The organism is Halomonas sp. AOP7-B1-5 (assembly GCF_052353045.1).
GTDB lineage: Bacteria > Pseudomonadota > Gammaproteobacteria > Pseudomonadales > Halomonadaceae > Vreelandella > Vreelandella colorata.
The window spans coordinates 1-15,105 of sequence record NZ_JBQTDC010000060.1 but is presented as its reverse complement, the minus strand read 5'-3'; the positions used below and the strand labels follow the sequence as shown (position 1 = coordinate 15,105).

Here is a 15,105-nt window from a genome sequence, read left to right as displayed (position 1 = left end):
ATCTCATCCTCGCTAAAATGGACGATGCCACCGCTACATCAGCGGTAGCAGGCTTCAGTGCGGCCTTAAACCGAATGCCGACGACGGCCCGAAAAAGCATGACCTATGACCAGGGCCGCGAAATGGCGCAGCATGCAAAGATCACTCAGGAAACCGGCGTCGCCATTTACTTTTGCGATCCACATAGCCCCTGGCAACGGGGCGCCAACGAAAATATCAATGGCCTTATCCGCCAATATTTACCGAAAGGGACGGATCTTTCCGTGCATAGCCAAGAAGAGCTCGACGCTATCGCTTTCGAGTTGAATATGCGCCCTCGAAAACGCTTTGATTTTAAATGTCCGATAGAAGTGATCGAGCCTTAGAGGTATCGAACTTTCTGGTGATTATTTCAGCCCTAGGTCTGCAACAAAAAATAGAGTGTTAGAAGCATTGAAATATAAATCCGGCTTTATAAGCGAAAACGATGTCGATGGAGAATTAAAAAAAGCGGTTAATGATACTATTTGAGCTTGCCGGATGGATGAAAACTTGTGCTCACTTTTTAGTGAGCACTTTTGCTCTTTTTAGAATAAGCTGTTTTATACAAAACTTTGTTTTAAATCAGCTATCGATTTTACATGCCCTATTTTATGCAAGCCAACATCGATCAATGACCGAACAATATCCTGAACATCAGCATCGACCTTTTGCTCGGCACAAAACTGCCGAATCAAGGCTTCATACACACTCGCCTGATCGCCAAATAGCACATCACGGTTGATCACATGCGTCTGTTCAGGCTTGTTTTCATTGATCGTTGCCGTATGCGTATCACGCAGCGCCAGCGCGATCGCCGTACGTGCCAGTACGTTAGGCGTCAGGCGTGTTTTCGTTTGCATATACTGCAAACGGTCCCAAGTCTTCTTGCTTAACTGGATACGAGAGGGAAACATTTAGTGGGCCTCCTTCTCTTGCCAGAAATAGCCTTCACGGGCCCGTGTTGCCCCTACTCTAGAGTCGTATTCGAGCTTATAGGCTCGTGAAATATCTGGTGAGAGAGCTGTATAAAATGCTTCGTCGACCTCCGTATCTGTCGAAAGAACAATCATTTGATGACTCGCGGTTGGAAAATAACCTTCGACTAGTTTAGTTCGATGCTCTGAGTCTAGTCGCCCCAGAGGGGTATCAACGATCATCGGCAGTTGGCGTCCTGAGGTCTTTGCCAACGCTTCGAGCACTGCGATCGCGAAAATCTGCTTTTCACCGGCAGAAAGCTCATCTTTTGCAATTCCCCTACCTCTGCCGGAGAGAAGACTTACATTAAAAGTTGTAGGATCGATGCGGATCTGTAGCTCCAAGTCATCCTTACGTGCCAGCTTTGCAAAGCATTCAGTGAACTGTGCTTCAAGATCCTGAATTTTTGCTTTAGCTGTCTGGTCTACATAGTCGGTTAGAAGGCCATTCGCATTATTTATATAGTCGAGCACCCGTTTTTGGTCGCTTAATTTCGCAGCTGTCTCATAAAGCCGATCAAGTCTTCGGGCAACCTCAACAGCCTCATTCGCAGTCTCTTTACCTGATTTTCGAAGGGTATCGATTTCAGCGTCTAGCCTGCCAAGCTTTTGCTGTAGCTGCTGAAGATTCTCAAAATCCGTAGCGATCAGTGAGTCGTCTGGTGCGCGCGCTAGTGAAGCGCCTATCTCATCGAGAGCAGCTTCAATTTTTTCTAACGATTCGAATAACGTAGATACTTCTTCACGCTGCTTTCGAGCCTGATTAAACGTAGTGAAAAGGTGACCAGCTTGAGACGGTGTCAAATCATGAATTAGCTGATCGAGACTCCGATCTTTTGAAGATAGGTTAAGCGTATCTAATCCATTAAGAACTATGCTTAAAGTATCTTCCGATAACTTTGAGTCAAGCGACTCAATTAGTTTCGTACGATACTCTTCGTGAATTCTACGCTCCTGAAGAAGACTGTGGAGATTTAGGTCGCTCTCTATTTGGGTCTCCGTCCTTGCACAGAACTCCTCTGCAAGTGCGATAGGCGCCGCATCAGATACTAGGCTATTAATCTGAGAAACTAAATGTTCCCGTTTATCTTGCAGTTCTGATAATTCATCTACGAGCTGTGTTCGAGAGGCAGAAAAGTGTCCACCTCGATCATCAATCCCTTTTTGGATCTTATTAGCTCGATTCTGAATCTCAGCACGTTGAGCACGAGCCGTAGTGATCTCTTGTCGAATCGACTCGACACGAGTACGGCAATCTTGGAGGTTGGATTGTTCGGAATCTATTTGAGCTTGAATCTCTTGAGCTGATGATCGTTTGGTCAGGTTACGGTTGAGAACCGTCAAATCGCCGGAAAGCCTTTCAACTACGTCCAGTCCCAGTAGCTTCTTAATGGATTGCTCTAAAGCGGCTCCACCTGTGTCATCCGCTAATTGAGCTATCTTTTCACCGTCGAAAAAGAACAAGTCAGATACGCCAGCAGGAATAAGTTCATTAAGAAAGTTCTGCGCTTGGTCGTAATTGAGACCTTTAATAAGAGTGCCGTCTTCAAGGATTGTCAGAGTTTCTTTGACACTGCTTCCCTTCCGTTGCCATTCACGTAGAACATGATATTGGTTTTCCGTGCCAAGCTTGGCATACGTGAACGTTAGCTCAACAGATGCTTGGTTCGCAGAGCGGTCAGTCTCTTTTGAGTGATGTAGAGCGTCCAGGAGAAACTCTTCATAACGCTTTTGAGAAACGGTAGAGCCAAGGCATAAGCGCCCGTAGAGGGCAAGCCTTACGCCTAGAAGAATACTTGTTTTACCTGCCCCATTTAGCCCTCCGAAGAGAATGATGGGTCGGGTTTTTCCGAAGTGTTTTTCGGGAGCTAAATTAAAATGATTGGTGCCTGCATAAACTCGGAAATCGGTCAGCGTAAGCTCTTTGATAAGCATTAATGCAAAAACTCTGAAAATTCGTCTTTTACTTCCTCAACGTACAACTTGCCACGCTTGCGAAAGGACTGATTACGTTCGTTGATAGTTTCAAGCTCTTCCCAGTCGCGCTGAAGGATGCTTTCCAGGCTATTTAAAATACCCCTACGTTTTCCAAGGCCCGACACCTGAAGCTCTGCTTCAAGCATCTTTCGGATTAGAGAAGACGGAACCCCATACGTATCGGAAAGCTTTTCCAACGTTTCCGAGTCTGCGCGTGTGAATGCTCCGGCATCGTCTTCCACCCAGTCGAGGTCTTCACCATATACGTCACGGTATATGTGGGGCAGGGAATCTTCCCAGTCCGGTTCGTTTGGGTCTCTCAGCCATTCTCTTCTGATCAAATGCAATTCAGGTCGCGTGATCAGTTCGATGGATTCTCCGCTCTCGTTAATCTCTTTCTCAATGGTCAGAAGTTCACGAAGAAATTCTTGGCGCTTTGATAGCCAATAAGGGCCAGGTATGTGGCGAATTTCATGAATGCTGTCGTCGCTGATATCGCCTGAGTTGTATGACACGCGACCAGTCCGGCGACGGAAGTTGCGATACTCCTCGGAATTTTCAGGTTGCCGAGATTGGTAGAGCATATTTCTGAAAGCCAGTAGAGGCTTCATCCAATTGGCCCCTGACTCGATCAATCCGTGAAGCGCTTTGTCTTCAGTAACAACAGTGCAAGTCCAGCAGCCAAAACGACTGTTGCCACAAGAGGGAGTACTTTTGTCAATAACAATGGGGCATTCACCCTGGTTAGACCCTTTATAAAGTTCTAGCAGCTCTCTATTAGACCCGCCCCAGGGGCAAGGGGCACTCATTAGATACATCCATACTTCATCTGCTGACCAGCTTTCGATTGGCATATACGTGTATGCATTAGGCAATGAGCTATGGCGGCTTAAAGCAGAGCCGTCGATCTTGTGCTTAGAGATTACCTGCGCTCGTGAAGCACTTTCCTGACTACGGGAGCCCAATACGACAACGGCTTCACCGAACTCAGCGACTTTATCAAGGATGAACTCGCTGACAGGGTCAATCTTCATTCGCTCCGTACACCAACGAAAAGATTGGTTCGGCGCAGGGTAGCCACGGCCCAGTAAATTTACCCAAAATGTTTGATCTGTCTTCGGCACTACACTGTGTGCGCTCATGGGTAAATCTTCACGAGGCGCTGACTCATTGATAGTGGCTATTACCCGCTTAATCATGCCGACGACGACAGGGGTTTCGACCAGAGTGTCGGATGAAACGACATACACGTGTTTTTTACGTTTCTCTACTGGAAGCTGAAGTAGCGCCATGTAAATAAGCGACAAAATGCATGTTGAGTCTTTACCACCACTAAAACCAATGATCCAAGGGCGGTCATCTGAGCAGTAGATGGTCTGGATTTCTCGAACTAAATCCACGAGAGGACGACCGGCAATGGTGTAATCCTGGATCATGGATAAATGATCTGAAAAAATAAAATTTTCTTTTGCTGCCATTATTTGAACGACTCCTCATATTCCTGCTCTATCGGGGTAAGCGGGATACCGAGCTGTTTTTTGATGTAGTTACCGCTGAGAACTACACTGCTTCGGGCTTTGCTAATGCGGCCATGATGCATAGCACGGCCTTCCCAATCGCTGTTCGCGCGCGCCCAATCAATTCTTTGCAGGCCTTGTAGGATTCCACTCCACTGCGATTTAGGCTTACAAATGAGATCAGCACCTAATTGCCCCATAGCCTGCAACATGACGCCGTGAGCATGAACATATTGTTCTCGCAGGTCACAAGTGGCTACTTTCTTTTCTAAGGCTAGCTGCCAGTCCATCATATTTTCAGCTACTTCGTTCCAGAACTGAATCGCTAGTTCTTGCTCGTCTTCAGTGATGGGAGTGTTTTTTCCCTTCATCAGCAAAGCTTTGGATGCATTTTTTATTGCTGACAAGGTGAAAAATTTACTGCTCCGATTAGAGATACTCGATCTCTCCATTTCGGTCAGCCTTGAAAAAACTTTTACTTCTCGAACCACATTTCTAGCAAGTTCAGATAAAGCGTCTCGATGGTCATAGAGGGTGCTAATGGAGTCGCTTGGACGTACCGCATGCTTGTTCAGGTCAGCGAACATTTGTTGGCTGCGTTTAAGACCGTCGTCGATGAAGAAAAGCACTGGGATATTGTCATACCCAAGTTCCGGATTTTGCTCTATCGCTTGTACGATAGCCTCGCGGCGGTGTTGGCCATCGTTAATTAGGATTTTCGCATCCATTGGAATAGACAGCAGCCCTAGGTTTTGCCCAAGTCCGGTGTCCGTGCTGGGCTCAAACGAGACGTGACCATCTACAGAAGCGGTGATGCCAGAAAGGGTATAGTCCGAAGGGTTGTCTACTAAATAGCTCACAATGTCAGGGATACGAGTACGGTTCAGAACACGTTGGGCCCTCAGCTCAGGAGGTACTTCGTGCCCGTCAAAAATAAAAATTTTAGGTACTAATCTAAGAGGGCACATTGCCACGTAACATGGCCGTCCAGACTGAATGCCGCGTGCAGCGGGAAAAGTGTGAGAGAACTCGGCCATGAAGGTCCTCGATGCCTGGAAGTTAAAATTTGAATGGAAGTTAATTTACTAAATACAAACTTCCAGGTCAATGTGATGGCACCTCTAACCAAATCGACAGGACCGATGGCTTCATTGTTAACTTACAAGTCATGAGCACTATTTGCGAAGGATTTGTTTAATTAAATTAGTAAGATAGGAGAGGTTGAGATTATTAAAGGAAAATGTGATCCCAGCGGTTTATTTAAGCAGGGCTTATTTGGATGAGGCTGGCGTATCAGATACTGAAATATATTCGATGACATCCTCGACCTGGCAACCAAAATACTCACAAAGCCGGTCTACGTTTTCCGTGCCAGTGTTATAGCCGCGCTGATTAGCGATTTTTGACAGCGTTGTGCGATGAATACCTGTGGCCTGTGATACTTCATCAAGTGTAACCCGCCGGTTTTCTTGAAAACCTTTCTCAGCCAGTAGCTCTTTTAAGCGAAATCGAATCATGAAAGCAGCCTTTTTCAATTGACTGCATCCTATCAAATATTTTGGCTTATCGCATCTTATGTTGAGTAAACGCTACAAAAGGCGCTTGACAGCATCTTTTTAATGCCTATTATGTAGCGTGTAAGCTACATAGGGCCACTAAAGAGTACATAAGATGCCTATCCACTACTTAACTACGGGTGAGCTTGCAGAGCGCATTAAGTACGATGCACGCACCATCCGTGAACGTTTAAAAGATGACGTTTTGCTTGAAGGTGTTCATTACATCCGTCCGTTTGGAGGCCGCAAGATTCTTTATTTGTGGGAGCCCATCGAGCGCGATATGCAGCTTCACTCAAAAGAGGAAAGCATTGGCGTACCAATGGCAGGGGGAGGTGTGTGCCATGGGTAAAATTGTTGCACGCCAAGAAACAGGCAAGCTGTACTTTGATTTCCGCTATTTAGGTAAACGTTGTCGCGAACAAACATCACTGGAGAACACAGCTGCCAACCGTAAGAAATTAGAGCGAATCCTGGAGAAGATCGAAGCGGAGATTACGCTGGGCTCGTTTGATTACGGGCGTTATTTTCCGGATAGCCCGCGAGCGAAGACATTAAGCAAGCGTGCACTGACTACCTTAGGAGGTTATCAAGCGACACCATTACTGCGCGAGTTTGCTGAGACGTGGTTTGCGGAGAAAGAGATCGAATGGCGCGAGTCACAGATCGTCACCGTGCAGGGGTGTCTGGATCGCCATATCTTGCCAGCGTTAGGGCATAAGGAAGTCGGCAGCATCACCCGTGCAGAAATCCTTGAATTCCGGGCGTCACTCGCCAAAGTAAATACCCGGAGCGGCAAGAAACTCTCTGCCAGTCGCATTAACCACATCATGACGCCATTGCGCATGATGCTGAATGAAGCCGCCGACCGCTATGAGTTTAGCTCACCGTACCGCGGGATTAAATCGCTCAATGTGCCACGCACCGATGTGGAGCCGTTTTCCCTAGATGAGGTGCAGCGGATCATCAGTAACGTCCGCGATGACTTTCGTCAGTACTACACCGTGCGCTTCTTCACCGGCATGCGGACTGGCGAGATTGACGGTTTAACCTGGGAGCATGTTGATTTCTCTCGACGTCAGATTCTAGTGCATCAAGCGGTGGTGAACGGCAAGGTTGTGCCCACTAAGAACGATGGGTCCTTTCGTGCGATTGATATGTCGCAGCCGGTCTTCGATGCCTTGAAGGCTCAGTTTGAAGTCACGGGGAAGACAGGCTTAGTCTTCACCACGCGCAAAGGCACCGCGCTATCGCATCATAACGTCACTAAGCGCGTCTGGTATCCGTTGCTAGAAGAACTGGGGTTGAATAAGCGACGGCCTTATCAGACACGCCATACTGCGGCGACATTGTGGCTTGCGGCAGGCGAGAGCCCCGAGTGGATAGCACGCCAGATGGGCCATACCACGACGGAAATGCTTTTCCGTGTTTACTCACGCTTTGTGCCCAACCTAACGCGCCAAGACGGCTCTGCGTTTGAGCGCATGCTTAACCAGAAACGCGCTTAGGAGAAGACGATGAAGCAGCTCAATACTCAAAAAATGAACCGTGACGATATCGAACACTCACTGCGCGTTACGGCAACCCACCAATCTCAGCGACGCCTTGAACGCCGTTTGGCGGAGTCCTTGGCCTCCGCCACTAGCTTAGCTTCTGGCTGCGCGCTCGTGATGTGGCTTGGTGATGGGCAAGAGAACAGCAACCTTGATGCGCTAACGACCTGGGTAGGGCGCACCCTTCAACAACTTGGCCTTGACGCTAATCGCCAAGCGATCCCGCGTCTTCTTGCGGAATTAGAGCGCACGCTTTGGGCCTGGGAGGATCAAGCATGGCAGTAACATCGCAGATAACTACTCAAAAGGCAGGACGTCAGTTTGAAGGTGAGGTTTACGTTGCTGGCGCCGAAGGGCCTGAATGGTTGATGCAGCATCAGGTTTGGTCGCTTTACTTGATTTGTGAAAAGGGAAACTGTCGTTTTTATCTCACAGATCGCCATATTACCGAGCAAGGTGTACCGCTAATGGGCCAGCGCATACAGGTAACCGCCAAGTGGGCTAATTTCGCTAGTCAGAAGCTTTGTTTTATTAACGCGTACGAGGTGCTGAGCAGCTAGTCTAAGAGCGTTGCTTACTATTCAACTTATCCCCACCACTTCTAAATTAAGCGGTGGGGATAAGTTTTTAAGCCCCAACGTTAAGCCGGGCTCTTTGATTCCCGATGGGTTCCTTACCGCCGTTAGTTAATGATGATGTCACTGGCAGCTGCTCGTCGTCTCCCAGACCCAATACCAGCATCGTCATAAAGGCAGCGAAGCGTACGGCTTCCCATAAGGGTTGATGACGGTCTTTGTAATGTCCCCGCGTGATTTTGAGATTGGCATTCCCATACCAATGACGTGTCCGGCCAGATGGCGAGGGCGTTGGAATCAACTCAATGCGCTTGTGGGAAATGTCGGTCGCATTGGACCAGTAGCGTTTGATGCTTTTTTCTTTGGCCACTACCTCGGCTTCGACCACGAGGTAAACTTGCTCAAAACAACGCAGCGGACGCAATAGTCCGCGGACACTGTTAATGGCATCAGCATTGGGTAGCTCGATCTGCCCGGTGCTACGTTGCATATGATTGCGTAACCCCGGCTTATTCATGAGGCCGACCTGAAAACGAAGATGGCGAGTGGTTTTCTCTTGTAGAATCAGGATGTTCCTGCCAGAACACGATTCAAGAGGACCACTCGCCATGGGTGAAAGCCTATCCACCTGGACGCCCTCATGCAACGGCTCTGTCCGTGTTGAGCTGAGCGGCCAGCGCACCACCAGCGACAGCGGCGCTCTGCTGTTGCGTGAGGCCCTCGACAACAGCGGCGTGATTGAGGCGCTGGAAGACAATCTGGTCGATCGACGCCACCCGCTGCGCATCCGTCATTCGCTGGCCAGCCAGTTGCGTACCCTGGTGCTGCAGCGTGCGATGGGCTGGATCGATCTCAGCGATACCGACACGCTGCGCCGTGACCCGCTTTGGCAGTTGGCCTGCAGCGATGCACGCGGTATGACGCCCCTGGTCCAGGACCGGCCGTCTCAAGCCACGCTGTCGCGGCTGCTGAGCTGCCTCGGTCGTAACGACAATATCGATGCCGTGCACGAAGGCCTGCTGCGGCTGGTGGTCTGGCGCCTGACCTCGCTGCAGAACGGTGAACGTCCCAAACAGCTGACGCTGGACATCGACGGCCTGCCGATCAAGGTGCATGGCCACCAGGGCGGGTCGGCCTATCATGGCCTTTACGGGGCCCGCATCTACTCGCCGCTGGTCGCCTCGCTGGCCGAGACCGGCGACATGGTGGGTGGGCTGCTGCGCGAGGGCAACGCCGGCCCGGCCGAGAACGCCGACACTTGGATCCCGCATCTGGTGCGGCGACTCAACGAGAGCACCGGCGCCCAGGTTCGGGTGCGCATCGACGCCGGTTTCACCGACAACGCGACGTTGGAGGCCCTGGAAGAGCGCGACATCGAGTACCTGGGCCGACTGCGCAGTCACTCCGGCCTGCAGAAGCTGGCGGCACCGCACCTGAAGCGGCCACCCGGCCGGCCACCCGAGCAGCCTCGCGAGTGGTGCCACGATCTGGAGTATCAAGCGGGCTCTTGGTCGGCACCGCGTCGCGTGGTGCTGGTGGTGCAGGAACGCCCCGATGACCTGCTGCTGCATGCCTTCTTCCTGGTCACCAACCTCGGCAAGTTCGACTGGCCGCCGGAGAAGGTCCTGGCGCTCTACCGCAAGCGCGGCAGCGCCGAGGCGCACATGGGCGAGGTGAAGTCGGCGCTGGACGTGCACCTCTCGTCGACCGATCGTGGCGCCTCCACCGTTCAGGACGTGATGGCCCGCAACGAGGTGAGCCTGCTGCTCAGCCTCTACGCCTACCAGGTCCTGCATGGCCTGCGCTGCCTGCTGGAGCGGCAGACCCGGCAAGGCTGGAGCCTCAGCCGGATGCGCGAGCAGGTGCTGAAGGTCGCCGCCACGCTGAGGCTGCACGCTCGGCGAATCACCGTTCATCTGGGTGCCGCCGCCGACAAGTGGTGGCCGACGCTGCTGAAGGGGCTGCCGAAGCTGACCGCACTGAGCTGACGCTCCTGCGAGACCACCACAGCATCAGAAAGCGAGCGACCGGAGCGGCGGTCGGCGATCACGGCTGCTTGGACGGTCGCAATTGATTCCAAAGAGCTATAAGTAAGTAGGAGAAGGGCTGCGTTCTGGCATTACTCAACAGCCACTCGCGCTGAAGATGCGAATCCTGATAAGCAATGCCAACAGCCAGTACCTTCAGACCGCTCAATCAGCGCCCTCGTGAATAAGGCGGGGTAACGTCATTAGGCTTTCTTCCGCGATATCGGACTGTGACTGATGCCAGTCGAGCAGGCGGTGAAAAAACTGCCCGGTCTCTCTTAGTACCGCTGGCTTGATAGGCGGTGCCATACAGCGTTGAAGCTCTGGCATATAGATACGTTGCGATGCCACGCGCCGAGAACGGTCATTGCGGTTATCTTCGCGACTAAACTGTTGATTGGTTCTTCGTGTTTTACGTTGCATTAATGCTTCGCCATGCTCCAACCAGAGAGATAGCTGCTCTGGGTCGAGTACGAATCGTTTGGCTGTACGGTTAATAGCGTCGCCAAGCGATATGCCATTAATCTCTTGTTGTTCAACAAGCCGTAGGCTTTGATAAATCGTCGTTGCTTCGGGCCAGTCGAACGAGGCTTCGAAAGGGTTGTCGAGCGGGTTCTCGGTGGGCGGTTGATAGGGCTGCCATTCTTTCTCCAGCGGGTCATTTGCCAGATATGGCTGCCACTCATCCTGCATATATTGCAATAGCACGCCGGCTTGCGTCTGTCCTTTGAGCCCGCGACGGTTACGCCAACTGCTCAATGCTGTTCTAGTCGATAAATTAAGTAGTGTGAATTGTTGATCGATATTGAGGGTGGGGTTAAAACGTTCACGCAAGTTTTGCCCAAGGATCCAGTCGAGAGAGTGGGTGTACGAGCTAAGCGTCTCATCGGGGCTTGCATGCCCCGCCCAGAGTGCGAGTTGCCAAAGCCGTTTACGCGAAGGCCTGTATTGAGGCGCAAGACCAGCTAAGGCCGAAATATCGGCATCGGTGTTCGGCATCGCTATATTGCGATGATCATCCAGTACCCATGCGCGTGGTAGGAGCTCTCCATTAACTTGCTCCAATAGACGCAATAAAGTGAACGTCACGAAACTATGCCGCAAGTGATGGTAGCGCAGGGTATTGTCGCCACTGGCCGTTTTTAAAGCAGTTTGTATCGGTTTAAAAAGTGCCTTATCTTCCAGCAGCAGTCGACCATTGCCGCTGCGACAGAAAAGCAGTTGTTTAGTTACCTGTTGGGTAGTGATTTCGCCCTGGCGACGTTTTACCCACTCGATAAGTTGCTTTCGCTCTTCTGGCATCAGTAACCATAGCGGCAACCGTCGTGTTGCTGAATAGCTTTTGCCTTTTCGGTATTCATTGGATCGAATGATGATCTCGCCATCGAAAGCGTCGTTATCAAATAGGTAGGCGACATCTTTTATTTGCAACCCCGCGCACTCGCTGCGGCGGATCCCGAGACGGTAACCCAGTATCAAAGCAAGCTTTTGCATCGTGCGAAAGCGCTCGGGCTGCTGTGAGGACTCAATCAGCGCCAAAGCGCGGCGAAATTCGGCGGGTGTAATGATATTCACATCGACGCGCTGTTTTTCTGCATTGGCACTGTCGAGGTCGATGTGGGGGAGTGCGAAGGAATCAACGAGAAAATGATGAAAATCATCAAGACGATTTCGCATTTTCGCTCTGGAAGTGGGATTTTTAGCACTGTTTAATACGTTTTCATACAGCGCTTCCCACTGATCGGCACTGGCAGCTTGAACATCCCCAAGGGATTGACTGTGCGCTACCAGCGGGCGTGCAATGTTCGATAAATACGTTTCTGCAGTGCTTGCAGCCAGTTTGGATTTAACCCGGCCACCTTTTTGCATCAGCTTTTTACACCAGTTGGCGAGCATCGTCACCATGACACCGTTACTATTTGAAACCGCTAGAAATGCGTTGATATTGTCGATTGCTTCACGTCTGCCCGTTTGTCCTACTAACGAAGCTGAAAAGCATTGCTGCAACTGACGAAGCTGCTTTAGCTGGTCGGAAGGGGGAGCGCTGGCCTGGTGAGTTGTTTGGAAATCGAGGTAGACGTCTTCTTCGTGGGTGTCTATTGAAGGGGCTATTAACACATTGCGGTTAAGCAAACGCTTCCATGAGGACGGGCGTAACGAGTGCGAGGAGTCGGCTTTGCTGGCGTAGTGTGTCAGTAACGGTGGCATATCGAGCGCCGATGCTGTTTTTGCCATCGTTAGCAGAGTTGAGATGTTTGCTGGCGGTGTATCGACAGCAATGCTTTTGATATAAAACGTCAGGCACTGCTCGACAGGCACCAAGCTTTTAGAAGCGGTTCTTGGCCATGCGTTGCCTATATGCTGGTAGGTGTTTAGGAGTAGCAACTGGCTCATCGGACTTAAACATAGTCGCCGATAGTGAAATCGCAGCTCTTTTTCGAGGGGAGTTTCAGAGAGCGATTTGGGAGACGGATTCGCATGAGATACTTCGTCGGCTTCTTCTTTTTCTTCCTCGTCCACATTAGCTGAATGAATGCAGTCCGATAATATGAGAAACCCTGTGCCTGGAGCAAAAGAAATACCTTGTTCAAACGCCTGGGGCACCTGCTCAAGGTAACGCTTATGCAGCAGAGCACCTTCGCGAATCAACTGAAATAACCATCGGCCCACCATCCATTTACGCAGTGCCTTGCCGCTAAGGTTTTCCACACTAAACATTGCGTCATGTGTTTCTACGAGGGCATCCCAACGATGCAGGTCTGAGAACGAAGAGGTGGTGACCGTTGGAGGCTTGCGGGCGACAGTGACCAATGGACTTGGGATGGTTACATGCCATTTCAGTTTTTTATGGCCATTTTCCAAGCCTTGCACTAAAAAATTGTGCGTTTTGCGCAGCGCCTTGGGTGGCGTGTTCTGGTGCAAGGCTTCAAACACCGCAGCGGTATCGGCGTCTGAAAAAAAGAGGTTCGGTTTGCCTTCCCTGGCACCGGGCACCTTTTGCTCCAAGGTTTCGAGAATGCCCATCAGGAATTGATAGCGTTCACGATCACGTTGATAGCGGCGCTCTTCTTGGCCGTCGGTTGCCATTTTTTGGGGGCGAGGCAGTCGCCATCCTGACCAGAGTGTCTTGTCACTCACAGCGCCGCTCCTTTCAATGCCTTCCAGCCTTGTTGCGCCATCAGGGGCTCTATAACTGAAGCGATAAGGTGCTGATATTCACGTGGGCAAAATGTCGAGTAGCTGGACCAAGGCTCTTGGCCTGAGTCCCAATGACCCATAAAGGCATCGACAACCTCCGACGATAAGTCACTCTCTTTTAATCGCGTATGCAAATAATGCCGGTTGATATTTAAAGGCGGGGAGTCGATCCACTGCAACTGGTCATGTAGCCGGGTTGGAGTGACTTCTTTTGGATTACCGTATTGATCCAGGAACATGAACGGCGTATTCCACTGGTGTTGGAGAAAGAACGTTAAGCGGCCAAGAAGACCCTGGCGGTGGCGTTGATAGTGCTGGAGCTGCTCGACCATAAGGCTCGTCAGTGGTAAAAACCGCGCATGGCTTTGTTGATCGTCGGTTTTGTCGGCAATGATGATCATGCGCCGCGATAGCGAAATGTTCTCCCAGCTTGGCAGTGGGTCACGAACGCTTCGATACCCTGTCGAGAACATCAGCATGGCCACGGTATATGCCACGTAGGCATTGTGCATGTTGAACAGTGTGGCCGGCCTTGCCCCCTTTTTAGCTACCTTAATCTGCTGTTGCATATTAGTAACAAGATCGCTTACGTATGCTGCTCTGGGTACTAGATTAGACCCCACATAGTTGGCATCGCGGGGGGTAGCGTATGCGATAGCTTGGGAGGGCTCAGCTTCTGATGACGGATCAGTAGAACATTGCCATGCGATGGCCTCCATAGCTCGGATATATAGCTGTTCAAGTCGTTTCACGTGCGGCGCATAATAATAAAGAGACGCTTGCTGACCGAATGAGGGAACTCGTGCCGTTAGCAAGCAAGCCGCTGTTAAATCAGCATCACCGTGGTTGAGCGTATTAAAAAGGTGGACACCCAAGCGATGGGCGGTTAACCGCGACCCAGTTTGTCGGTTAGTGTCAGAGAGCAGTGCTTTCGTCTCATTTTTCAGCTCTTCCCGATAATCTTTTGGAAACAGTGGTACAGAGCGTTTATTAACTCTTACCGCGAGGTGGAGTACTTTTAGCTTTATGAGCCGCCAAAACATTGGCGGAACGGGCAGCGCTAGACGGTCTTGTGTAATGCGCATTTGAACCGGCCAATCTCCTGTCAACTGGCGACTATTTTCTGGTCGGTAAACCCCTGATACCCAATACGCTAACTCACTGGGTAAAACGTAAATTGCTTGGTCGGTAATGACCTTTGGGATCCACTCAAAGTGTTTGATTACCTGTGTGTTCAGCACACTGTCGAGGCTACGCCCTGTCATTAATAACAGCCCGACCACACACTTAAGCCATTGACGCAGAGAGGGTTTCTTTTGCTCCAACTGCTGTATTAACTGATGAAGGTCAAATGCACTTAACTGCTCCCAGCGCCCTGGTAGCAGTTGAGCGGCTTTATCTTGAAATATTTGCTGGCTGCGTGCGCGAAATACGGCCTGTAAAGAGCTATCACCCTCAGCCACTTTGATAGGTGTATCATTCTGGGTCAGCTCAGTGGTCGGGCGCTCTTCCGCCGTAGATAACCCTGAGGTACGCAGTGTGTCTTTCGATTTTTCATCTATATCGGGTGGGAGGGTCGTGACTGAATGGGATGTTTCGGCCCAGCTCTCATCTGGATCATCATCGAAGCGACGCTGGCGCTCCACTAATGAGGTATCTTTGGAGCCACCAGCGGCTTCTTCTTGATAACCGTTCCGTGGTTGTCGA

General features: G+C 50.6%; 14 protein-coding genes. 6 read left to right on the top strand and 8 right to left on the bottom strand.

The genetic code is table 11. From position 1 onward, the window contains the following. Positions 1-365: IS30 family transposase (locus tag ACT3XD_RS18500; RefSeq protein WP_444280648.1), on the top strand; the 365-nt coding region annotated here is incomplete at its 5' end. Between the two features lie 216 nt (positions 366-581). Here the strand turns inward: ACT3XD_RS18500 and ACT3XD_RS18495 are convergent. The 5 genes from ACT3XD_RS18495 to ACT3XD_RS18475 all read right to left on the bottom strand — a co-directional run bounded on the left by ACT3XD_RS18495 (position 582) and on the right by ACT3XD_RS18475 (position 6,006). After that, on the bottom strand, positions 582-935 hold the full coding sequence (locus ACT3XD_RS18495; RefSeq protein ID WP_192539719.1) for a DndE family protein: 354 nt from the start codon (positions 933-935) through the stop codon (positions 582-584). Beyond that, entirely contained in the window at positions 936-2,930 is a 1,995-nt protein-coding gene (gene dndD, locus ACT3XD_RS18490) for a DNA sulfur modification protein DndD (protein WP_192539718.1), read from the bottom strand. It abuts the gene before it with no gap. Then, entirely contained in the window at positions 2,930-4,450 is a 1,521-nt protein-coding gene (dndC, locus tag ACT3XD_RS18485) for a DNA phosphorothioation system sulfurtransferase DndC (protein ID WP_225736342.1), read from the bottom strand. The genes dndD and dndC overlap by 1 nt, the downstream gene beginning before the upstream one ends. Then, entirely contained in the window at positions 4,450-5,526 is a 1,077-nt protein-coding gene (gene dndB / locus ACT3XD_RS18480; protein WP_192539717.1) for a DNA sulfur modification protein DndB, read from the bottom strand. The genes dndC and dndB overlap by 1 nt, the downstream gene beginning before the upstream one ends. Before the next feature lie 234 nt (positions 5,527-5,760). Continuing rightward, positions 5,761-6,006 (bottom strand): helix-turn-helix domain-containing protein, encoded by a 246-nt coding sequence (locus ACT3XD_RS18475; protein ID WP_192539716.1) that lies wholly within the window; start codon positions 6,004-6,006, stop codon positions 5,761-5,763. A 154-nt stretch (positions 6,007-6,160) separates the two neighbouring features. On the opposite strand from ACT3XD_RS18475, the gene ACT3XD_RS18470 reads away from it, so the two are divergent. Genes ACT3XD_RS18470 through ACT3XD_RS18455 form a run of 4 tightly spaced genes read left to right on the top strand, consistent with a single transcriptional unit; the run spans position 6,161 to position 8,158 of the window. Next, positions 6,161-6,397: a hypothetical protein gene (locus ACT3XD_RS18470; protein ID WP_192539715.1), complete on the top strand. Its 237-nt coding sequence runs from the start codon at positions 6,161-6,163 to the stop codon at positions 6,395-6,397. Beyond that, on the top strand, positions 6,390-7,553 hold the full coding sequence (locus ACT3XD_RS18465; protein ID WP_192539714.1) for a site-specific integrase: 1,164 nt from the start codon (positions 6,390-6,392) through the stop codon (positions 7,551-7,553). Before ACT3XD_RS18470 ends, ACT3XD_RS18465 begins: the two co-directional genes overlap by 8 nt. 9 nt (positions 7,554-7,562) lie before the next feature. Then, a complete protein-coding gene (locus ACT3XD_RS18460) occupies positions 7,563-7,883 on the top strand; it encodes a hypothetical protein (protein WP_192539713.1) in 321 nt (106 codons plus the stop codon). Then, positions 7,874-8,158: a hypothetical protein gene (locus ACT3XD_RS18455; RefSeq protein ID WP_172116986.1), complete on the top strand. Its 285-nt coding sequence runs from the start codon at positions 7,874-7,876 to the stop codon at positions 8,156-8,158. The genes ACT3XD_RS18460 and ACT3XD_RS18455 overlap by 10 nt, the downstream gene beginning before the upstream one ends. Positions 8,159-8,225: 67 nt before the next feature. Here ACT3XD_RS18455 and ACT3XD_RS18450 read toward each other — a convergent pair whose 3' ends face one another. Next, positions 8,226-8,663, bottom strand: coding sequence for a hypothetical protein (locus ACT3XD_RS18450; RefSeq protein ID WP_192539712.1), 438 nt, complete (start codon positions 8,661-8,663; stop codon positions 8,226-8,228). 79 nt (positions 8,664-8,742) lie between these two features. Here ACT3XD_RS18450 and ACT3XD_RS18445 point away from each other — a divergent pair, with 79 nt between their 5' ends. Continuing rightward, positions 8,743-10,161 (top strand): IS1380-like element ISPsp9 family transposase, encoded by a 1,419-nt coding sequence (locus tag ACT3XD_RS18445; protein WP_192539711.1) that lies wholly within the window; start codon positions 8,743-8,745, stop codon positions 10,159-10,161. Between the two features lie 204 nt (positions 10,162-10,365). Here ACT3XD_RS18445 and ACT3XD_RS18440 read toward each other — a convergent pair whose 3' ends face one another. Together ACT3XD_RS18440 and ACT3XD_RS18435 are read right to left on the bottom strand one after the other, a co-directional pair. Further along, the gene (locus ACT3XD_RS18440; RefSeq protein WP_192539710.1) at positions 10,366-13,134 is read right to left on the bottom strand and encodes a tyrosine-type recombinase/integrase; all 2,769 of its coding nucleotides are present in this window, start codon (positions 13,132-13,134) and stop codon (positions 10,366-10,368) included. Between the two features lie 200 nt (positions 13,135-13,334). Continuing rightward, positions 13,335-15,105, bottom strand: a 1,771-nt coding sequence (locus ACT3XD_RS18435; protein WP_444280647.1) for a hypothetical protein, incomplete at its 5' end; no start/stop codon positions are given.